We start from the raw sequence: 22,458 nt of genomic DNA, 5'->3' as shown, positions 1-22,458 counted from the left end.
AGGTATTATGCGGCATTACACCTTATGCTATTTTTCTGCCACCGCCATGGAAATTTCCTCTTTAAGCCAGGGGGTTGACCATTTCCGGAAAAATGACGGTCAAGTCACCATTTACGTCCGCACTCAGACCCAGCTTTTTGACAACTCCAGGCAACACAGCTTTGTGGAGCAGGCTCTCTGCGCAGATATCGTGATTGTAACCCTTCATGGCGGGAAAAACTCCTTTCCTGCTTTTGATGCTTTGATTGAAGCGTTAAAGGCAATACCAGAGCTAAAACGGCCGTATCTTCATATCCAGCCCACAGCGGGCGATGAGGATTCAGTGGCAGCGGCCGCAGAGTTCTCCCCCGACTACGCGTCCGAAGCCTGGAACCGGATTTACGCCTATTTATGCTATGGCGGCCACCTCAATTATCATCAGCTGCTGATCTATCTCCATAATCGGCTTTTTGATACGGATGAGCCCTGCCGGCCGCCCATGGAACTGCCCCATGAAGGCATCTATCACCCGGACATGCCGGACATCCCTTCCCTTGCGGAGTATCTGGCCGAACGGGTGAATCCGGACAGGATAACCGTTGGCCTCTGGTTTTACCAGACCTACTGGCTCAACAACAACCTGGGCTTTATCGACGCCATTATCCGATCGGTGGAAGCAGCCGGCGCCAACGTCATTCCGGTCTTTCACATCCGCTTCAAGGACGCCCACCGGGGCAACCACGGCGCGGATTATATAGTTGAAAACTATTTCATGGACGGGGACCGTGCGCGCATCGATGTACTGATCAACCCGAACATGTTTTCCCTCACCCTGGTGGCCCCGGAGTACAAGTCCCTGTATCACCGCATGGACGTGCCCGTGATCCAGGCCATGACATGCCTTTCGCCCTATGCCGAATGGAAGGAGAGCCCACAGGGCATGACCGCCATGGACGTGGCGCTTTCCGCAGCGCAGCCCGAATTTGACGGTGTCCTGATCTCCGTTCCCGTGGCAACGCGCGAACAAGAGACCATCGACCCGATTACCGGTGCGCTGATAGCCAAATATCAGCCCATATCGGAACGGGTGGACAAAATGGCGCGCCTGGCCATCAACTGGGGCCGGCTGAAAGGCAAACCCACTGCCGAGCGCCGTGTGGCTGTTATCTTTCACCATTACCCGCCGCGAAACGACCGGATCGGCTGTGCCGCGGGACTGGACAGCTTTGCCAGTGTCAAGCTGCTGCTGGACCGGATGAAACAAGCCGGGTATGCAACGGATTTCGAATATGCAAATGGCGATGAACTGGCCAATGACCTTTTAAGCCGCATGACCGCCGACCAGCGCTGGCTGCCCATGGATCAAATGGCAAAAAAGGCCTGCGCCCATGCGGATGAAAAATGGTTTACCGCCTGGCACAAAGAAATCCCCCGCCGCGTGCGGGAAAAAATGGACGAAGACTGGGGCGGGATCCCCGGCGATCTGTTCGTCCATAACGGGCAGATGCATTTTGCCGGCATTCAAAAGGGCAACGTGTTTTTAACCATCCAGCCGCCCCGGGGCTACCTGGAAAATATCGACAAAATATACCATGACATGTATCTGTCCCCGCCCCACCACTATCTCGCCCACTACCGGTGGATCCGGGATGTGTTCAAGGCGGATGCGGTCATGCACGTGGGCAAACACGGAAGCCTGGAATGGCTGCCCGGAAAGGCGCTGGGACTTTCGAACGAGTGCTATCCGGATCTTTCCATCATGGAGCTTCCCAATGTCTATCCCTACATCATCAACGATCCGGGCGAGGGCACCCAGGCCAAGCGCCGCTCCTATGCAGGCATCATCGATCACCTGACGCCGGCTTTTACCAACGCGGATCTCTATGACGATCTGACCCGCGTGCAAGCCCTGGTCAACGATTACGCGGCAGCCGGGGCCGAAGACCCGGGCAAACTGGAAGTGCTGCGGCCCATGATCTGGGAGGCGGTGGAAGCGGGAAACCTGGACAGGGATCTGGAAATCACCAAAGAAGACGCGTTTTCCGATTTTGACGGTTTTCTGGAGCGCCTTCACGACTATATTGAAGAGATCTCGGATACCATGATCAACGACGGCCTGCATATCATGGGAACGCATCCCGAAAATATACGCCTGAATGAATTTGTGGTCCAGCTCACCCGTATTGCCAACGGGGACACGCCATCGCTTCGCGAAGCCGTGTTGCATGCCATGGGCTTTGACTATGATGACCTCCTGGAAAACCGGGGCCGGCGGCCGGATCGCTTTGGCGGCAAAAGCGGCGGAGATATTATCCGCCAGGCCCATGAAACCGCCCTGGAAATGGTGGGCGAGCTTTCAGAATCCGGCTTTCGGCCGGATGCTGCAGCCGGAATCGCTTCAAAGCATCTGGGCCGGGCTGCGCCTGAAGCGGATGCGGTTCTCTGCTATATCGCCGATACCCTGGTGCCCAATATCCGGCGATCCACCGAAGAGATGGATAACAGCCTCGCCGCCTTTGACGGCCGGTTTGTCCCGCCGGGACCGTCCGGGGCACCGAGCCGCGGGCAGGCGGACATCCTGCCCACGGGCCGCAACTTCTACTCGGTGGACCCCAACAAGATCCCGAGTCCTGCAGCCTGGGAAGTGGGGGTGCAGATGGGGGATGCCCTGCTTGCGCGCTACCTCGAGGAGTCGGGCCACTATCCGGACTCCATCGGCATCCTGGTATACGGAACCGCCACCATGCGCACCCGGGGCGACGACATCGCGGAAATCTATTATCTGATGGGCTTAAAGCCCGTCTGGGCCAGGGGCAGCGGCAATGTGACCGGCTTTGAGGTAATCCCGGCACAGGAGCTGGGACGCCCCCGCCTGGATGTGGTTCCGCGCATTTCCGGATTTTTCCGGGACGCTTTTCCCAATCTGGTGGAACGCATCGACGAGGCCGTGAGCATAGTCACATCCCTTAAGGAACCACCGGAGACCAATTTCCTCAGAAGAAACGTATTCAAGGATATGGAAGAATACCGAAAAGAAGGGCTGAGCGAGGAAGACGCCTTTCGGGAAGCCACCTTCCGGGTCTTCGGCTGCCCCCCGGGCACTTACGGTGCAGGGGTTGCCGAGCTGGTTGAATCCAAAAACTGGGAGACCCAGGAAGATCTCGGCAATAATTATATCCGCTACTCCGCCCATGCATACGGCAAAGGCTCCTACGGTCAGCACAAAGCCGGCGCCTTTCGCAGGCAGCTCTCGCGCATGGACGTGACGGTGAAAAACGAGGATTCAAGAGAATACGACATGATGTCCTGCACAGACTACTACAACTATTACGGCGGACTGATTGCGGCCGCCAAGACCGTGCGGGGGAGCCTGCCCTATTCCGTTATGGGCGATTCCTCAGACCCCCGGCGCGTCAAGATGCGCACCACCTTTGAGGAGGCCAAGCACGTGCTTCGCTCCCGCCTGGTCAACCCCAAATGGCTGGCCGGCATGAAGCGGCACGGGTATAAGGGCGCGGGCGATATCTCCCATATGATGGATGTGGTGCTGGGCTGGGACGCCACGGCCGAGGTGGTGGAGGACTGGATGTATGAAAAGATCGCCCGTGCCTATGCCCTGGACCCGGAGATGCAGGACTGGATGAAATCGGTCAATCCCTTTGCCCTGCAAAACATCCTGGACAAGCTCCTGGAGGCCATCAACCGGGGCATGTGGAAGGCGGATGAGCAGATGACGGAAGAACTCCGGAACGCCTACCTGGAGATGGAAGGCGAGATCGAGGAATGGACCGAATAGAGGGCTTTTAAACACAATCATGAATTTATTTCAAAAAAATAAAGCCATAAGGCTTTCGTTCATGGTCGTCTGTCTCTGCTTTGGATGCGTCTGCACCCCTGCCCGAGCCGGGGCGGCTGAAAACGGAGATACCGTCGTGCTTGAAGCCGAAGCGATCCGCGCTATGAACGCCCTGAAAATGCCGGATATTTTAAACAACGTTTCCGGTGTTCAGGCCGGAGATTCTTCGGTGAGCATCCACGGCTCCTACAAGGTCAAGGTATTTGTGGACGGCCGGCCCATCAACGATCCCACCTCGAGCCACGGGGGCGTCAACTGGGATATGATATCGCCGGAAGATGTGGCGCACATTGAGGTCCTGAAGGGAAGGGGGGGGCTGACCTACGGCCGGGATGCAGGCGGCGGGGTTATCCTGATCACCACAGAAAGGGACCACCGGCTTTCCGGATACGTCAAGGCCTATGGCGGCAGCCATAATACACAGGACTATAGTGCGGCGCTGAGCACCACAAGCGGTAGATTCAGCCTGGGGGTAAGCGGGGGTTATGAAACCACCGGCGGCTATAAAACAAACAACGACAAGGAACGCTACCAGACGGGCCTGAAGCTTTCCTATGACCTGGAGGAGAAGAAAAAAATCACCTTTTCAGCGGATTATCTTGAAGACAAACGAGGCTTGAGCGGTCTTCCGGATTATCCCACACCGTTTTCCCGAAAACAGACGCGCAACACCGCCTACTCGCTGACAGCCGATTTTCACCCGGTAAACAGCCGGACCTATTATAACGCGGGCCGGCGGGACAATACAGATGAAACCCGGGGGGTGGACAACACCCTGGAGGTCGCAAATTTCGGGGAGGATATAGCCACAACATTTCACACCACAGACCGGGGGGATTTAAGCTGCGGGGCGGCATTGACCTGGGATAAGGCCAGCGGCACCGCCTTTGAAGACCAGGATGAACACGCCATCTCGCTATTTGCCTCTCAATCCATAACGTTTCCCGACCGCCATGTCACCTTTACGGCAGGGCTTCGCGGCAATTACCATTCCGCCTTTGCCAATACGGTCAACCCGGAGATCAAACTGATTTACAAAAAAGCGGCATGGCAGATAGCCGCTGCCTACAGCCGTACCGACAACGCGCCGTCGTTTTACCAGCGATACAATGAAACCAGCTCCACCCGGCCCAACCGGGACCTGGTGATGGAGACCGCGGACAATCTGAGCGTGGAGTTTTCCGCATCCCCGCTGGAAGGTTTTTCCTTTACCATCTCAGGCTTTTACAATCGCCTGAGCGACCGGATCACCTATGTAACCGGAAACGAGGGCATCGGCCGGTATCAGAACTTCGGCGAGGTGCTCTACCAGGGCGGGGATCTGGCCTTTACCTGGCAGATGATGGAGGGCCTTAAGCTAAAAACTTCTTATACCTATCTGGAGGCAACAGACGCGGAAACCGGGCTCTGGCTGCCGTGCAAGGCCCGTCACACGGGCCGTTTAACCGTTTACTGGAAGCCTCTCCGGGCGCTTTCAGTGGTCTTTGACGGAAAATCCACCTCCAGTGTCTATCGCAACAAACAAAATACCAAGGAAATCCCGGGCTATTCCATCGCGGATCTGCGGGCCGAGTATGCATTCAGCCGGTTCCAACTGTTCGGGAAAATAGAGAATATGTTCGACAAAACCTATTATTATGCCGACGGTCTGCTGGCCCCGCCGCGGACCTGGGTTGTGGGCATCAACTGGAGGATATGAATGTACCGCAATCTCTACCCCTTCTCGGCCATTGTGGGCCTGGAGGAACTCAAACAGGCGCTGCTGTTAAACGCTGTCAACCCGGCAATTGGCGGCGTCCTGATCCGCGGTGAAAAAGGAACCGCCAAATCAACTGCCGTACGATCCCTGGCCGCACTTCTGCCATGGATCAATGTGGTGGAGGGCTGTCCCTTTTCATGCGATCCCGACCATCCCGATGAGGCCTGCGACAACTGCCGACGCGCCGCACTGCCGCTTTCCCGCAACCGCCGGCGGGTAGGGGTCGTGACCCTTCCGTTAAATGCCACAGAAGACCGGGTATCCGGCGGTGTGGACTTTACCCTTGCCATTCAGCAGGGCCGGCGCGCGCTCCAGCCCGGCCTCCTGGCTGCGGCCAACCGCGGCATCCTTTACGTGGACGAGGTCAACCTCCTGGACGACCATATCGTGGACATTATCCTGGATGCCGCTGCATCCGGGGAAAACATCATCGAGCGCGAGGGCATCTCCTTTTCCCATCCGGCCCGCTTCATCCTGGTGGGCACCATGAACCCGGAGGAAGGCGAGCTCCGCCCCCAACTCCTGGATCGTTTCGGACTGTGCGTAGAAACCGCGGGCGCGGAAGATGCCGAAACACGGGTGGCTCTCATGGAACGGCACCAGGCCTTTGATGCGGATCCGAGCGCATTTATTCAAAATTCAAAAGAAGCCAACCAACGGGTAGCCCTGCAGATCAAGACCGGCCGTGAGTACCTGCCGCTCGTGCGCATGCCCCGGCACCTGAGAAGCTTCATAACAGAGCTGTGCGCGGAAAACAACGTGGCCGGCCATCGCGCCGACCTGGTCATGGAACAGGCCGCCCGGGCGCTTGCCGCGCTTAAAGCAGCGCCCGAGGTCACGACGGCCCATATCAGCGAAATCGCCCCCATGGTCCTTATGCATCGCCGGCGCGAGGCCCAGCCGCCCCCACCGCCGCCCCGGCCGGCAGAAAAAGAACAGGAAGAAGAGCAGGAGGAAGCAGAGCAGCAGGAAGAGAACCAGCAGCCGGCCGGGGCGCGCGAAAACCCTGAAAACACTGAGTCAGCAGCCCAACAGGAACAAGAGGCCGGCGAAAGCCGGAAAGAAGACCAGGACACTGAACCGGCGGATGAATCCGAAGAACCGGTCGAGCAGGCAGCGCCCCGGCCGAAGGACGAGAACAGCGAGCAGTTGTTCCAGATCGGAGACACCTTTCGCGTCAAACCCATCACTTCGGCCAAAGACCGTGTCTTCCGGCGCGGCTCCGGGCGACGCTCCCGCACCCGGGTCTCCCGGAAACAGGGCCGCTACGTCAAAAGCTGCCTCACGCCCCGGCATGGCGACATCGCCCTGGATGCCACCCTGCGGGCCGCGGCCCCGTATCAAAAACAGCGCGGCCCGGCAAACGGGCTCTGCGTTAACCTGAGCAAAGAGGATGTGCGCGGTAAAATTCGTGAGAAACGCACCGGCAACTTTCTTCTCTTTGCAGTGGATGCAAGCGGGTCCATGGGCGCCCGGGGCCGCATGGCGGCATCCAAAGGCGCTGTCATGTCGCTTCTGCTGGATGCCTACCAGAAAAGGGACCGGGTGGGTATGATCTCATTTCGAAGAAACGGGGCTTTTGTCAATCTGCCGCCCTCGGCCTCTGTGGATCTGGCCGGCAAACTGCTCGAAGAGATGCCGGTGGGCGGGCGCACCCCGCTTTCTGCCGGCCTGGCCAAATCCTTTGAACAGGTGCGCAACATCCTGCACAAAGACCCCTCGGCCCGGCCCATCGTGATCCTGATCACCGACGGCAAAAGCAACGTGGCCATGGGGGATCAAAAACCGGTGGACGAGGCCCTGCACCTGGCCGAAGCCATGAGCAGCGATGAGCGGATCCAGTATATTGTGGTGGACACGGAAGCCCCGGGGCTGGTCACCTTTGACCTGGCCGGACGGCTGGCCGCCGCCCTGGATGCCCGGTATTTCAAAATCGACGACTTAAAAGCCCAAACCCTAATTGATATCATGAAAGGACAGAACCGATGAAAACCACCCCGGTTTACCCGTTTACAGCCATTGTGGGCCAGGAGAAGATGAAACTGGCGCTCATTTTAAATATCATCAATCCCGGCCTTTCCGGCATTCTCATCCGCGGTGAGAAGGGAACAGCCAAATCCACGGCTGTTCGGGCCCTGGCGGAAATCCTGCCGGAAATCGAAGTCTTTGAAGACGACGATTTCCAACTCGATCCGGCCGAAGAAACGGATATGTACCTGGAAATTGCCCGCAGCCTGGGCCAGCCGGCGGAGAATGAACCAGAGCTTCCCCGGACAATGAAGCGCAAAGTCCGGGTGGTGGAGCTGCCCGTGGGCGCCACCGAGGACCGGGTGGTGGGGACCCTGGATCTGGAGCATGCGCTCAAAAAAGGGGAAAAGCGGGTGGAGCCGGGCCTTTTGGCCGCCGCCCACCGGGGCATTCTCTATGTGGACGAGGTCAATCTCCTGGATGACCACGTGGTGGATGTGCTCCTGGATTCAGCAGCCATGGGCGTCAATAGCATCGAGCGCGAGGGCGTATCCTTTTCCCATCCGGCACGTTTCACCCTGGTGGGCACCATGAACCCCGAGGAGGGCGAGCTCCGCCCCCAACTCCTGGACCGCTTCGGCCTGTGCGTCAATATCGAGGGCATTCACTCGGCTGATGAACGCGTGGCCGTGATGGAGCGCCGGGGAGCATTTGACGAGGACCCGGAAGGCTTTGTGCACCAGTGGCAGGCCGAGTCCAGGGATCTGGCAGAACGGATCCAGAAGGCCAGCCGGCTCTATCCCCGGGTGACAGTGGAAAAGCCCATGCTCTACGAAATTGCCCAATACTGCCTGGACGTGGGCGTGGACGGCCACCGCGGCGACATCATTATTCTCAAGGCAGCCAAAACACTTGCCGCCTATGAGGGGCGGACCGAAGTGAGCTCCGGCGACATCCGGACCGCGGCGGAGCTGGCCCTGCCCCACCGGGTGCGGCGCCAGCCCCTGATGGATATCGCGGACAACGTGGCGGCGATCAGAGAAAAAGCGCTGCAGACGGGATAAGGAGAAATCCAGTGATACAAATTGAAAACCTGCAGAAAACCTACGGCAAGACCCGGGCCCTGGCCGGCATTGACCTTGTCGTGCCGGAAGGCGAGCTGTTTGCCTACCTGGGACCCAACGGGGCCGGAAAAACCACCACGATCCGCATCCTTACCGGACTGACCCAGCTGACCGGGGGGACAGCGCTTTTGAATGCCCACGACATCCGGACCCGGTCCCGGGCGGCCAAACGCCAGTGCGGCCTGGTGCCCCAGCAGATCAACCTGGACGGGGAACTTACCGTGCGCGAAAACCTGGACATCCACGGCCGCCTGTTCGCCATGCCGGCCACAAAACGTAAACAACGCATTGCCGGGCTTCTGGACTACGTGGAGCTCTCGGATCGGTCCGACAGCCTGGTCAAGCAACTCTCCGGCGGGCTCAAGCGGCGGGTGCTGATCGCCCGGGCGCTTCTGCACCATCCGCGCATCCTTTTTCTGGACGAGCCAACAGTGGGCCTTGACGCGGATATCCGGCGACGCATATGGGGGCTGATCAAAAAAATCCAGCAGGATGGAACCACGATTTTTCTGACCACCCACTACATCGAGGAAGCCGAGTTTCTGGCCGACCGGGTGGCGTTTCTGGATGAAGGCCGAATCGTGGCTTTAGACCGCCCGGACCGGCTCATCGCCGAACTCGGGGGCTGGGCCGTAGACCAATTAGCGGATAGCGGCATGAAGACCTGGTACTACCCGGACCGGGAAGCGGCAAGAGATGCTATGGCCGGCCGTGACACGGGCTTTACGCTGCGCCGGGTCAACCTGGAGGATGCCTACCTGGCGCAAACCGGAAAGAAGGTGCAATGATACAGGGATTTATCGCGGTTTATTTGCGAGAGATGATCATCGTCAAACGCCGCTTCAAGCGGCTGGTGGCCAGCATGGCGGTATCGCCGCTTCTGTACCTGCTGGCATTTTCCTATGCCATGGGCGGGGAGGTCAAGTTCAACGGATTCACCTACACGGAGTTTTTGATTCCCGGCCTGGTGGCCATGAGCAGTATGATCCAGAGCTTTGCCATTGCCACCGACATCAACGTGGCCCGGTTTTACTGGGGCATATTCGAGGAATTTCAGGCCGCACCCATCAGAAACGCCGCCTATGTGGCAGGCGAGGTGCTGGCCGGCATGAGCCGGGCGCTCATCGCCATTGCCGTCATCCTGCTTATGGGCCTGGCCTTTGGCGTGAAACTTCACTATGGGCCATTGCTCTGGCTGGCCGCTCTCTTAAACAGTTTCGTATTTGCCTCGCTTGCCGTGGCGCTTGCCATGCTGGTGAAATCCCATGCAGACCAGAGCCTTTTGACCAGTTTCGTTATCACGCCCATGGCCTTTCTGGGCGGCACCTTCTTCCCGGTGGAACGGCTGCCGGACTGGGCACAGCATATCCTGTTCTTCCTCCCCCTCACTCACGCATCCGAGTCCATCCGGGCCGTGGCTTTCGGCCGGGTGCCGGACTGGCAGGCCTATGCCGTGCTGGCCGCCGTCGGGCTGTTCTGCTTTCTGCTGGCACTAAAAACCGTAAACAAGGCAAAGGACTGACCCATGCGCATTGGCACTTACTATGACGGGGTGGAGGTCCACCGCAATGACAAAATGATCTATGCCCGATTTTTACGTCCTCACCAGGTGCTGTCCACCTGTCGGGCAGCCGGCGGATTCCGGGACGATCTGGGCTTTCTCTTAAACCATCAGAGCTGCGAGCCGGCCGGGCACATGCATCGGCTGGCCCCCGAAGTCTGGCGGGATGCAGAGGGTTATCGCCGCATGATCTGCGACCCCTGGGATCTTCCGGCAGAAGAGTGCGCTGTGCTTGGCACCGCCGCCAACATGCACAATGCCGTTTTTCAAACCGAATCGTTTCATGAGCTGACCGTTTTGGCGATATGCACCGGCGGGGTGGAGAGCAATGCCGGCCGGGCCGGGGACCCGGCCTCAATTTACGAAACCGGCGAAGGATTTGAAAAAATCAACAAGGCGGCAGACCCAAAAGGCCCCGGCACCATCAACACCATGCTCTTTATCAACAAACCCCTCACTCCCGGGGCGCTCACCCGGACCCTGGTCACGGCCACTGAGGCCAAAACCGCCGCTCTGCAGGAGCTTTGCGTGAACTCGCGTTACTCCGACGGCCTGGCCACGGGCACCGGCACGGATCAGATCGGCGTTGCCGCCTGCGAAACCGGAGATCCTGCCCTGACCAGTGCGGGCAAGCATGCCGCCCTGGGAGAGCTCATCGGCCGCGCAGTGCTAAAAGCGACCAAAAAGACCCTGGCGCTTCAAAACAGCCTGACGCCTGCCGGCCAGTGCTCGGCCAAAATACACCTGGAGCGCTTCGGCCTCTCGCGAAAAACCATGCAGGAAAGCATCTGCCGGCATCTAACAAACGGCCAGGCGGCGCTTTTGCTGGACAATTTCACGGTCATCGAGCGAGATCCCGTTACAGTGGCCGCTGTTGCCGCCATGGTCCATTTAAAGGACAAGTTTGCCTGGGGCGTTCTCCCGGCAACCTGCTGGGGCGAGGTCATGGGGGCTTATGCCGCCCAGACGGCCTGTGCTGTATCCGGGGACTACACCCGGATGGCCGGCTACCGGGAGGCCCTTGCCCCCCTGCACGGGGAATACGGCAATCCCGCATTCACGGATCTGGTCTGCCGCGCACTGGCCATGGGCTTTGCGGATAAATGGCAAAATAAACAGGGATGTTGAAAAACGATCCTTAACAAGTAACAAAGCATCAAGCAATGAAAGGAAAGGTGATTTAAAAAAGAAATTTGATAAGAAAAGCAATGCAGCCGGTCACCGGCGCAAAGCATTTGCCCGGCGATAATAGGGAATCCCGTGAAAATCGGGAGCGGTCCCGCCGCTGTCACTCTGCCCTGCCCGCTAAAAGGGGCCGGGAACCGGATGGCAAGTAAAAAGGCCACTGTTATGTCCGAAGAACGGGAAGGCCGCCCTCCGGCAGAGAAGCCAGAAGACCTGCCGGCCGCAGCCAAAGTGGAACAGACTGACGAGGAATCGGTCGCACTTTCAATAAAAGGGCAGGCTCACCAGGCATATCCAAATGGCCTGCCCCATGCGAAGTGAAACCAGAAAGCCCCGGAAGTCGGGGCTTTTTCATTTTCCTCCTGCGTTTTAAACGATCAATGGATCCGGTAAAAAAGGAGAGTATGATGAAAACAGTTATACGAATAAAGATGTTATGCACCGTTTTTGGTATTTTTTTAACTTTTTTTCTGTTTATGCCAACCAGCGCCCTGGGCGTTCAGGAACCTACAGATGATGCAGAGAAGACACTAAGCCGTGCTGCTGCGGATCAATCAGAAAAAACTGCCACAAAAATGGAGGACATGGTGGTTACTGCCGGCAGGGTCAAGGAAATGAAAAAAGAAATCACCAAGAATATAACGGTCATTACGGAAGAAGAAATCCGGCTCTCTCCCGCCCGGGATCTTGGCGAGCTTTTGGCGGAAGAAAATGTGGGCCGGATTATCAAATACCCCGGTGCGCTTTCCGGGGTTGGCGTTCAGGGGGCACGAACAGATGTCCATGGTATTGATCTGGCCGGCAGGGTCCTCCTTCTTGTTGACGGACGCAGAACCGGGACAGGGAATACGGCCAAAATCATGACCGAGAATATTGAGCGTGTGGAAATCATCCACGGTCCGGCCTCTGTTCAGTATGGGGCGGCGGCCATGGGGGGCCTGATCAATGTCATTACAAAACGGGGAAAAGAAAAACCCTCGGCTTTTGTAGAGGGAAAACTGGGCAGTTTTAACTATCAGGAAAGCAGCATCGGATTTTCCGGAAAAACAAAGGACTTTGATTTTTCGGGCTCTTTTTCGCAAAGCAGCGTGGACGACTATGACACAGGCGGAGGTGAAAAATATGAAAATACCGGTATTGATGAACAAGACAAGCTCAGTCTGAACCTGGGCTATGAATTTCTGCCCGATCACAGAATCGGATTCATCTATCAGTACTATGACGCCAGCCACATCGGTGATGGCGGAACACTGGCGCCGGGCTATTATAAAGATCCTGATGATTATATGGACAAAAGCCTGGAGTCGTACGATTTCATCTACGAAGGAGCGACCCGGGACAAACTGTTTTCATGGAAGGCCAGATATTTTACCTCAGAGGACGAAAACACCAATTACGTTGTCACCAGCGACACAAGCGCGCTTGATTACAAATCAACCACTGAACCTGAGGGTGCGCAGGCCCAAATGACCTGGAGCCCGAAAAATTATCGCCTGACTGCGGGTGTTGACTGGATCCATTACGATCTTTCCTCAACTTCGACGCCAAAAAAAGGAGAATATGACAACCCCTCTTATTTCCTTCTCGGCAAGGCCGATTACCTGGACAAACGGCTTATTTTATCCGCAGGCCTACGCTACGACGACTATGAATACAAAGCCAAGGACCAGAATATAAAATCCGAAGATGAAAACACAACGCCACAGATCGGGATCGCCTACCTGCCTGTCGAGAATCTCAAGTTAAGGATCAACTATGCCGAAGGATTTAGAATGCCGGCACCGGGAGAACTGGCCTATGATATTTTCTCTTATGGAGTGCAATACTCCGGCAACCCCGATTTAAAACCGGAGCAAAGTCAGACTTATGAAGCAGGCCTGGATTTCTATTACAAATATTTTGATGCGTCACTGACTTATTTCCATACTGAATATAAAGACAAGATCAGCGGAACTTTCATCAGTCCCACAGAGTATACCTATCTCAACATTGGAGAAGCCACTGTTTCAGGCTTTGAGGGCGAGCTTTCATATAACCTGGCCCATCTCCTTAATTTGTCAACCTGGCAGATAAAACCTTATGCCAGTTTTGTCTACCTCCTGGACTATACAAATGAAGAAACCGGTGAAGACCTGGAACAGATTTCCGAATACAAAGGGGCGTGCGGGATACGGGTTCACGACTTAGAAGGCTTCTCAGCCGCATTCAACCTGACCTACACAGACCATTTGACTGACTATGGCGGCGAAAAACTGCCCAGTTATGCAGTGGCCAATCTTTCAGTGGAAAAACGGCTTGTCAATTGGGGCCGTTATGGAGACATGAGCCTGCGCGGCGAAATAAAAAACCTTTTTGACAGGGATTATGCCCACAAAGACGGTTATCCCATGCCCGGACGCAATTTTGCCATAGGGCTTCGTTATCAGTTTTAAGTAAGGACAGGCGACAAAAACCAAATCATACGGACATGGAGGACCGCGATGACGTGCCACATAAAATTGTGTGCCAAACTGCTTCTGCTCATACTCGTGTTCGCGTGCGCCCCGACGGGAGTTGCAGCCTTTGCAAATGAGGCAAAAGACGCAAGGGAAAGCACTGGAACGCAGGAACCCGGGGAAGCAAAAACAACCGAAATGGATGACATGGTGGTCAAGTCCACCAAGATCGAGCGCAAAATTGAGCATATCACGGACTCGGTAACCGTTGTCACCGAAGACCGGATCAAGCTGGGGGGCTTTACAGACACAACCGAGATTCTTCGCTTCACCCCCAGTGTCGAGTTCAAGCAGGCCGGCGGCCCGGGCCAGTTCAATTATCCAAAGCTTCGGGGATACGATGATGGTCATTTTCTGGTGCTTGTCAACGGTATGAAGATCAATGAGGCCTATGGTGCCGGAACCGGCCATTTTCTCGGGCATATCGACCCCCGACTGATCGGATCCGTGGAAATTCTCCGCGGCCCCCAGGCCTCATTGTACGGCTCGGATACCACAGCCGGCGTGATGTCCTATACAACCATAAGCGGGGAACCTGGTGTTCATTACAATGTGGGGACCGAATACGGCTCCCTGGAATGGAAAAAGGGATACGGCAGCGTGCGGGGCGGTAGGGAGACCTGGGATTATGCCGTGGCTGCGGCCTACACCGACAGCGGCGGGGTCCACGACGAGGAGTATTACAAAAACCTGTCCCCTGCCCTTAAACTCGGCTGGCATCCCGGCCCTTTTGATGTGGAACTGGCCTATTTGTATGTCAAAAGCGAGTTTCAGGCGGCTGAACTCAATGAATCCAATGAATTCCTCGAGAACCGGGATGCGCATTATGCCTTTCAAACCCCGGACCCGAATAACGCCAACGAGTATGAACATCACATCACCACCCTGAATATCTCCCACCGGATCAATGATGCCTTTCGCCAGAAAATGATGCTGGGCTGGTTTGAGAAAGATCATTACCGCAATGACAAGGATGATGGTCTGCTGGGATATGAAACCGCACCCTTTGACAATTTTACCTATGACGGGGTCGCATATAATAAGGGTGAGGCCGTTCCGATTTACGATAAAGGTACAGGCGAGGCATATGGCTACGATCACAAGAATCTGATGACGGACTACAACCTGATATGGGATATGCAGATAGGCAATGCCGGTTCCAATACCATGCTTTACGGGTTTGAATACCTGTACCAGGAAGGCGGGAAATGGGGGCGGTATGGCGATGTCTCAGCGGATACTTACAACTACTCATTTTATGTCAATGACCAGTTAATGCTCCTGAATGACGCCATGATTATTTCCGCCGGCCTGCGGCGGGATGAACATGAAGTCTATGGCAGTGAGACCACCGGCAAGCTCGGCTCGGCCTATACATTTCTCCGGACCGGGACCACCCTGTTTGCAAACTACGGGACCAGCTTCAGGGCCCCCACGTTTTCCAACCTCTATGATCCGTCCTATGGAAACCAAAACATCGAACCTGAGACCGGCTGGACAGTTGAAGGCGGTGTTCGCCAGGAATTCATGAACGGTCGGTTAAACGCGGAACTGACCTATTACTACTCGGAATTGGATGATGTCATTGTTTTTGATCACACCATCGTCAATCCAAGACGGGACTCGGGTTATGGCCAATACGCCAACCGGGATTCCCAGGAAGTCAGCGGCCTGGAATTCTCATTTGGCGCAGCCCTGACCGACCACCTGAATCTTCGCGGCAACTACACCTATACCGGATCGCACAGCAAAGAGGCCGGAGAACGCTACCGAACCGTCCAGATCGCCAGAAATAAAGGCAATATCAGTCTTTTTTATGAAACGGCAAAATACAATTTCGGGGTTACCGGCTATTACTGCGGCCCGCGACTGCGCTGGAAAGGGGACCTCGAAATGGAGGATTATTTCCGGCTGGATGTTTCCGGCCGCTACGAGGTTTATGAAGGCCTGAACCTCTATGGCCGCATCGAAAACCTGCTGGACGAAGCCATCGAAGAAGGCCTCGGGTATGAACAGCCTGGTTTTTACGCAATCATGGGCATTGAATATTCTCTTTAGCATCAACTGAAATAGCTGCGCCATGAAATCCCTTACGCCATAGGCGATGTGAAGACGAAATTTCAGGGCAGCAAAATCGACCTCATGACCGCTGCCCAGGTTGCAAAATGGCAGCTGAAATGGCGACTGGAGGAACAAATCAAATGAAAAAAAGATTGAAAAAAGGATTATTGATGGTGTTTACCGGAGACGGCAAGGGCAAGACCACATCCGCCCTGGGCCTTTCCCTGAGAAGCGCGGGCCATGGGCTTAACGTCTGCTTCATCCAGTTTATCAAAGGCTCCTGGAAATACGGGGAGATGGATGCGGTGGGCCGGTTTGACGGCCTGATCGATTTCCACGTTATGGGCCGTGGCTTTACCTGGAAATCCGACAACCTGGAAGAGGACAAGGCGGCTGCGCGCGAGGCCTGGGCGTTTGCCCAAAACGCCATAAATTCCGGCAAGTATCATCTGGTGGTCCTCGACGAGTTTACCTACCTGCTCAACTACGGCATGGTGGATATGGATACGGTTCTCTCGGCCCTTGCGGGCAGGCCTTCCGGGATGAATGTGGCCGTCACCGGCCGCGACGCCCCGAAGCCGCTCATGGCCGCGGCTGACCTGGTATCGGAAACCAGGGCCCTCAAACATCCCTATCAAGCGGGGATCACGGCACAGAAAGGCATCGAGTTTTGACTCTCCATCGCCTGCTCAACTTCAGTACCCATCCGGGCGAAACCGGGTTGACCCATATCTGATTGGAAAAACAAAATTTTTATTAAGGCCAAAATTCGAGGGGGTATTTTTATGTATCTATACTGGCGCATACAGCAGGACCTGAACTGCCTGGGCGAAGTGATCCGCTTTCATGATCCCGCCTTTGCCAACGCCTTTCACAAATGGGTGCGCAAGAATTTCAACAGCATTGCCCTGGCAGAAGACTTTTACCCGGACGAGGACTCCTCCAGGCACTTCATGGAAACCAATCATGCCGGAACTGAGACAACGGTCTGACCCATTGTTATAAAAATCGCAATATACGGAAAAGGCGAACTCGGTAAATGCTTGCCCGGATCTGGTCTTTGGCGACGAGGCTTTTATCAGCTGTTTCCGCGCCCGGCGCCACCCGGTTGCAGACATAGCTCCTTTTTTCCGGAACTTTCCCTTGACAGTCTGCTGTGCAGCCAATATGAATAAAAGTGTTAGGGTGTAGTTTGCTTAATAGGGAATCCCGTGAAAGCCGGGAGCGGTCCCGCCGCTGTAACCCCGATCCGTCTCATGATGACGGAGACCTTTTCAGCCTTTGTGCGCCACTGTAGGGCTCAAGCCCCATGGGAAGGCCGCTGAGAAGGCGGGGGAGCCAGAAGACCTGCCTTGACCCATATATCGGTGTTTCTGCGGAGCTACAGATGCCGAACCTGATGGACAGCTCCGAATGGACAAATTGTTCCATTCGCAATAGATGAGGGCCAAGAAAACTGGGTGCAGCCCTCCAGACACCGTTGCACGTGTCTGGAGGGCTTTTTTATTTGGAAAACCCTTTAAAATAAAGAGGCTGCTATGATGAAGCTTTTTGCCGCCCCTAGCCATCCGGCATGGCAAATGAGCGAACCTGTCTATGTTATTCGGTACGGCAAATTTTTCCGCACGGTGTATCACCCGGAGGGATGGTCGGATGTGCCGGATTACGAACTCAGCGTTGATGGCAGGATCTATCGCACACCCCATCACAAACTGGGGGCAAGCGAGGAGGCGGATTATGTGATCGGAAGGGACCATGGGCTCTACCGGGCAGCCGGCCATCCGGATAAGGACGATGCTTCTGCTGCTGCGCCGGTTTTTCCGTTTCACTCAGCCTGCTCGTCGGTTGCCGCCTCAACCTCGCCTTCCGCATCCAGATAGGCATTCCTGAGGGCATCCAGGGTTTCCGCGTCCGTCCGCCACATGCCTCGCTGCACAGCTTCCAGGAGTTTATTCAGGATGTTTTGCAGGGCATAGGGGTTGACCTGCTTCATCCATTCCTGCATATTCGCGTCCAGGGCCACTTTCCGGGCAAAGCGCTGATACATCCAGTCATCCACCACGCCGGCGGTAGCATCCCAGCCCAAGATGATGTCCATGGCCTTGGATATATCGCCCGCGCCTTTAAATCCGTGGCGTTTCAGACCTTCCAGCCATTTGGGGTTTAACAGGCGCGCGCGGAAGATATGCCGGGCTTCCTCAGTGGTGGTGCGGACCGCTGCCCGGTCCGGATCGGCCGAGTCGCCGGCCAGAGAAAAGGGTCGGCCTCCGGTCACCGCGTGCACGGCCGTGATCAGGCCGCCGTGGTAGTTGTAGAAATCCGTACAGCTCATCATGTCCTTTTCCCGGGTGTCCTCGTTTTTAACCGTCACCGACATCCGGGAAAGTGCCTTGCGGAAGCTCTTTTCCGACGACTCGCCAAAGCTGTTTTTTCCGTAGGCATAAGAAGAGCACTGAATATACATATTGCCCAGGTCATCAACCGTCTCCCAGGCCTTTGATTCCACAAGCTGGGCCACGCCCGCGCCATAGCTGCCGGGAGCAGAGCCAAAGATGCGGTATGTGGCCTGACGGAAAGCGTCTATTCCTTCAAGCCCTTGTCCGGCCAGCTCCGCCAAATCCAGGGTGACATGGCGACGGATAAAATTGGTCTCAGGCGCCTCGGCAAGCGCAGCCACCATCTGCACCGCCTGATCGATCAAGTCCACAAGCAGCGGAAAGGCATCGCGGAAAATGCCGGAAATTCTCGGGGAGACGTCAATGCGCGGCCGGCCGAGTTCGGCTGCGGGAATAATTTCAACACCGCGCACATTGCCGGAGCCTTTCTGCCATACCGGCCGAACTCCCAAAAGATAGAGGATTTCCGCCACATCATCACCCTTGGAGCGCATGGTCGGGCTTGCCCACAGGATCAGGCCCACGCTGTCCGGATAGCTTCCGTGTTCGTCAAGGTAACGCGCCATCAAGGCATCCCCCAGTTTGCGGCCCACTTCCCAGGCCGCAGGGGTGGGAATCTTCTGAGGGTCCACGGAATAAAAATTTCGACCCGTGGGAAGAATGTGCGCCTGTCCGCGGCTGGGAGCCCCGGACGGGCCGGGCGGCACAAAACGGCCCTCCAGAGCGCCAAGACAGGCGATCCTTTCGTTTTCCGTCTGCTGAAGCCGCGGAGCCAGATCATTTTGGACAAACTCAAGGGCTTCGGTCACCGCCGGATGGGCTTTGCCCAGATGCTGCCGCTGGGCCTCCACTGCCGCGTCCGCTTCTTTTCCCGAATTCATCAGATCCCCTACCAAATCCTCACAAAGCTGCCGGGCTTTTTCCAGCACCTGGCCCCCGGTCTCAACAGCCGCGCCGATTACCGGCCGGCCCCGGCTGTTAAATACCTGTTCGGGGTCATAGCCCAAGGCCCTTAAAACCGCTTCGCGAAGCGAGGGCACCGATCCGTTGGCCAGGCGCATGATCTGGACCAGGGTCCGGATCAATTGAGCATTCTCCGGCGGCCGGCCCAGGGTATGCAGGCCGTCTGCAATGGTGGTATCCGATATTTCTCCCAAATACTCATGAAGGGTTTCAATAAAGGCGGCCACGTCGGAAAGAGCGGCTTTGCGAGTGAGGTTCAGGTCATTTACAAGATCGGCCGCTTCAGCGGCCTCCCATATCATGGGCGCCAGGATCTCCAGCTTGGCCGGGTCCTGGACTGCGGCCTCCTGATATTCCAATAGCCGATTTTCCAGATCCGCCAGCTCCTCGTAGAGCCCTGCGTTTGTCAGGGCCGGCGGCAGGTGATCAATTATACAGGCATAAGAGCGACGCTTGGCCTGGGTGCCTTCGCCGGGGTCATTTATTATATAGGGATAGATATTGGGCAGATCCCCTATGGCAAGATCCGGGTAGCACTCCGGCCCAAGGCCCACGGCTTTTCCCGGCAGCCACTCCAGGCTCCCGTGTTTTCCCACATGGATCACTGCATCCGCGCCAAAGACCTCCCTGATCCACCGGTAGTGGGCCAGGTAATGATGGGGCGGGGCCATGTGCGGGTCATGGTAGAGCTTGTCCACTTGCTCTAAATATCCCCTGGGCGGCTGAATGGTGATAAACAGATTGCCGTTTAAAAACCCGGGGAAAAGCAGTCGCTGCTCATGGACAAAAAGATCGCCGGGCACCGGCCCCCAGTCCGCCTGGATTTGCTCCTGAATCGGCCGGGGCAGTGCCTTGTGCCATGGCTTATAATATTCCGGGCCGGCTGTTGCCCGGGACCGGTCGGCCATCTGATCGGGCGGGAGAAAGCGCTGGTCACAGGTCATGCAGGCAGTCAGCGCCCGGGCCAGCTCGTTGCCGTCCGTATAGAGATGATCCACCCGGTAGCCCTTTCCGTTCATGGCCGCCACCAGATCCGTGACGCTGGCAAAAGAATCCAGCCCCGACGCGCAGCCGATGCGATCGTTTCGCGGCGGGTAATGATGAAAGACAATGGCAACTTTTTTTTCCGCGTTTTTCTTTCGGCGAAGCGCCGCCCAGTTCAAGGCAAGGCGAACCATCGCAGCCGTGCGATCCGGTATGGGGACGTACTTGTTCACCGCCGCCCCGCTGATCGGGTCCGTGTCCACACACTGTTTGGCAGCCACAGGCACGGTGACAATCACACCGTCAAGCTCGGGCTGGGCCACATTGATGGTGATATCCACATTGTTCAACCCCTGCGGGTTTGCCTTCCATTCCGCTATGGGCCGGGTGGTGGCCATGGCCTGGATGACAGGCACGCCCAGGCGCTCAAGCAGCCCCCGGTATTCAGGTGCTGCCGCATTCAGGCTGAACATGACCGGATTGATCAGCACATCAATCAGCGGCCGGTCGTCTGCCATGAAAAACTGCGCCATCACGGAATCAGCGCCCTTGTTTCCGAGCAGCCGATCCTTGAAGCGCACGTGGAACACGCAAATGACGTTTGCCCCCTGAGACTCTGCCTCCCGGACAATGGCGTCAATGTGCGCCTTGTTGTTGCTCGTCCAGAAATTCTGATAAAACCAGATGCCCACCGTGGGCCGGTTTGGATCCAGGCTGCGGCGATAGCCCTCGAAATCGGCAATATGGCCATGATCCGGATGATACAGCCCTTCAAAGGGCTGAGGAGCGGGCGGGGCAAAAGCCTGGGCCTTGCCGTATAGCCGGTTGCTAAGAAAAATTAACAGATTGAGCAGATTTTCCACACCGCCATAACGATAATACCGGCTCAGCCGGGTCCACACATCAGCCCCGTTTTCCAGGCCGTCGCTATAGTCCTCAACCAGTTTCAGGGCATCCGCATTGCTGCCCGTGGGCTGCACATGAAAAAAAGGCGTTTGCCCGCCCCGGCTCCGCGCCACGGTTATGGCTTCGGTAAGCGCCTCCCAGACCGGACAGGAATGGGCGCCCGCCATCAACGTGACAAAAACGGCATCTGCGGCCAGGGCATGGCGCACAAAGGCCGCCCGGGCTTCCTCACCGGCCTCCAGCTGGGTGCGGGTGCGGGCATGGATATCAAGCGGGGCGAACCGGCTGCAAAAAATCCGGGCCGCCTCACTCAGGTTTGGGATTTCATTGGCGCTTACGCTGAAGTAGACCAGTTTCATTAAAACGCAATCTCATATCCAGTTTTAAAAAACCGGGGCATGCCGTAATAAATATAATTGTCTGTTTCCTTGTTGCCGTTTATCTCAACATCTTCATCAAACACGTTGTCCACGGCCATTGTCAGATAGCCTTTCCACAAACGGTATTTTCCGCGTAATCCATGTAAAAGCCGGAAAGCCCAAGCTTGCTCCATTTGCGGATCGTATTCGTACTCCATGCTGTCTTCGTCCCCGTACTTAAAGAAGGCCTGGGTTTTCTGCAAAAAAAATCCCGGACCGCATACACGATCCGGGATATCCCTTTTTATCCGCAGATTCAGCCCGGGGCACAACGTTGCCGGCGCAGTCAAACCCCTTATGCTTATTCAGACAGGTCTTCTGACTTGCGGATCCCTCTACTCGCTGCCCCTTCCCGACACCTTCGCCAGTGGCTTTATTGCAGCTTTCGTCCCCGCTCACAGCCGCGGGCCGGTCCCTGATTTGCACAGGGTTCCCTCTTCGGCTCAACTGATGAGCACCTGAATAAAAAATTCATTTAAAAAGATTCCAAAAGCAAAGTCAAGGATGAATTGCCGCGCTGCCCCCTCGGCCCACTCTTGTTCAAGTGGGTTGACAATGGGATGATTTCTTTATATTCTCTTTTCAGCCTAAAATAAAATAAAATAAAAGGTCCGGGTGCGGCCCGGGGGCCTGAGCAAAGTCCCTTCCGGCCGCTAAAAGGGAACACCGTGAAATTCGGTGGTGGACCCGCCGCTGTAATCGGGGACGAAAACTGCAGCATCCCACTGGCAAAGTTGCCGGGAAGGGGCAGTGAGTAGATCGATCCGAGAGCCAGAAGACCTGCCCGGACTTTGAGAAGCGC

General features: G+C 56.3%; 14 protein-coding genes and 4 riboswitches. Of the genes, 12 read left to right on the top strand and 2 right to left on the bottom strand.

Annotated features, from left to right (window positions below; all coding sequences use genetic code 11):
- Positions 1-7: 7 nt before the first annotated feature.
- The 12 genes from cobN (HNR65_RS12100) (at position 8) to HNR65_RS12045 (ending at position 17,868) form a co-directional block, all read left to right on the top strand.
- On the top strand, positions 8-3,775 hold the full coding sequence (gene cobN, locus HNR65_RS12100; RefSeq protein WP_181551777.1) for a cobaltochelatase subunit CobN: 3,768 nt from the start codon (positions 8-10) through the stop codon (positions 3,773-3,775).
- Positions 3,776-3,836: 61 nt separating this feature from the next.
- Positions 3,837-5,534 (top strand): TonB-dependent receptor, encoded by a 1,698-nt coding sequence (locus HNR65_RS12095; RefSeq protein WP_181551776.1) that lies wholly within the window; start codon positions 3,837-3,839, stop codon positions 5,532-5,534.
- Positions 5,535-7,583, top strand: coding sequence for a putative cobaltochelatase (locus HNR65_RS12090; protein ID WP_181551775.1), 2,049 nt, complete (start codon positions 5,535-5,537; stop codon positions 7,581-7,583).
- The gene (locus tag HNR65_RS12085) at positions 7,580-8,626 is read left to right on the top strand and encodes a magnesium chelatase ATPase subunit I (protein WP_181551774.1); all 1,047 of its coding nucleotides are present in this window, start codon (positions 7,580-7,582) and stop codon (positions 8,624-8,626) included. The genes HNR65_RS12090 and HNR65_RS12085 overlap by 4 nt, the downstream gene beginning before the upstream one ends.
- A gap of 11 nt (positions 8,627-8,637) precedes the next feature.
- Entirely contained in the window at positions 8,638-9,474 is an 837-nt protein-coding gene (locus tag HNR65_RS12080) for an ABC transporter ATP-binding protein (RefSeq protein WP_181551773.1), read from the top strand.
- Positions 9,471-10,208 (top strand): ABC transporter permease, encoded by a 738-nt coding sequence (locus HNR65_RS12075; protein ID WP_181551772.1) that lies wholly within the window; start codon positions 9,471-9,473, stop codon positions 10,206-10,208. Before HNR65_RS12080 ends, HNR65_RS12075 begins: the two co-directional genes overlap by 4 nt.
- A gap of 3 nt (positions 10,209-10,211) precedes the next feature.
- The gene (locus HNR65_RS12070) at positions 10,212-11,375 is read left to right on the top strand and encodes an adenosylcobinamide amidohydrolase (RefSeq protein WP_181551771.1); all 1,164 of its coding nucleotides are present in this window, start codon (positions 10,212-10,214) and stop codon (positions 11,373-11,375) included.
- A 70-nt stretch (positions 11,376-11,445) separates the two neighbouring features.
- Positions 11,446-11,667: riboswitch (cobalamin riboswitch) on the top strand.
- Positions 11,668-12,046: 379 nt separating this feature from the next.
- Positions 12,047-13,864, top strand: a complete 1,818-nt coding sequence (locus tag HNR65_RS12065; protein WP_181551770.1) for a TonB-dependent receptor plug domain-containing protein — start codon at positions 12,047-12,049, stop codon at positions 13,862-13,864.
- A gap of 48 nt (positions 13,865-13,912) precedes the next feature.
- Positions 13,913-15,985, top strand: a complete 2,073-nt coding sequence (locus HNR65_RS12060; protein ID WP_181551769.1) for a TonB-dependent receptor plug domain-containing protein — start codon at positions 13,913-13,915, stop codon at positions 15,983-15,985.
- A gap of 107 nt (positions 15,986-16,092) precedes the next feature.
- A complete protein-coding gene (gene cobO, locus HNR65_RS12055; protein ID WP_332309029.1) occupies positions 16,093-16,662 on the top strand; it encodes a cob(I)yrinic acid a,c-diamide adenosyltransferase in 570 nt (189 codons plus the stop codon).
- A 111-nt stretch (positions 16,663-16,773) separates the two neighbouring features.
- Positions 16,774-16,980, top strand: a complete 207-nt coding sequence (locus HNR65_RS12050) for a hypothetical protein (protein WP_181551767.1) — start codon at positions 16,774-16,776, stop codon at positions 16,978-16,980.
- A gap of 174 nt (positions 16,981-17,154) precedes the next feature.
- Positions 17,155-17,357, top strand: a riboswitch (cobalamin riboswitch).
- Positions 17,358-17,526: 169 nt separating this feature from the next.
- Positions 17,527-17,868 (top strand): hypothetical protein, encoded by a 342-nt coding sequence (locus HNR65_RS12045; protein ID WP_181551766.1) that lies wholly within the window; start codon positions 17,527-17,529, stop codon positions 17,866-17,868.
- On the opposite strand, the gene cobN (HNR65_RS12040) is transcribed toward HNR65_RS12045, so the two are convergent.
- Together cobN (HNR65_RS12040) and HNR65_RS12035 are read right to left on the bottom strand one after the other, a co-directional pair.
- Positions 17,814-21,596 carry a cobaltochelatase subunit CobN gene (cobN, locus tag HNR65_RS12040; protein WP_181551765.1) on the bottom strand — a complete coding sequence of 1,261 codons (3,783 nt, stop codon included), beginning with the start codon at positions 21,594-21,596 and terminating at the stop codon, positions 17,814-17,816. The two genes, HNR65_RS12045 and cobN (HNR65_RS12040), sit on opposite strands and share 55 nt — an antisense overlap.
- Complete coding sequence (locus HNR65_RS12035) at positions 21,596-21,859, bottom strand: hypothetical protein (RefSeq protein ID WP_181551764.1); 264 nt, start codon at positions 21,857-21,859, stop codon at positions 21,596-21,598. Before HNR65_RS12035 ends, cobN (HNR65_RS12040) begins: the two co-directional genes overlap by 1 nt.
- Before the next feature lie 88 nt (positions 21,860-21,947).
- A riboswitch (cobalamin riboswitch) is annotated at positions 21,948-22,133 on the bottom strand.
- Positions 22,134-22,252: 119 nt separating this feature from the next.
- Positions 22,253-22,458: riboswitch (cobalamin riboswitch) on the top strand.

Source organism: Desulfosalsimonas propionicica (assembly GCF_013761005.1).
GTDB lineage: Bacteria > Desulfobacterota > Desulfobacteria > Desulfobacterales > Desulfosalsimonadaceae > Desulfosalsimonas > Desulfosalsimonas propionicica.
This window is presented reverse-complemented; position numbering and strand designations above follow the sequence as displayed.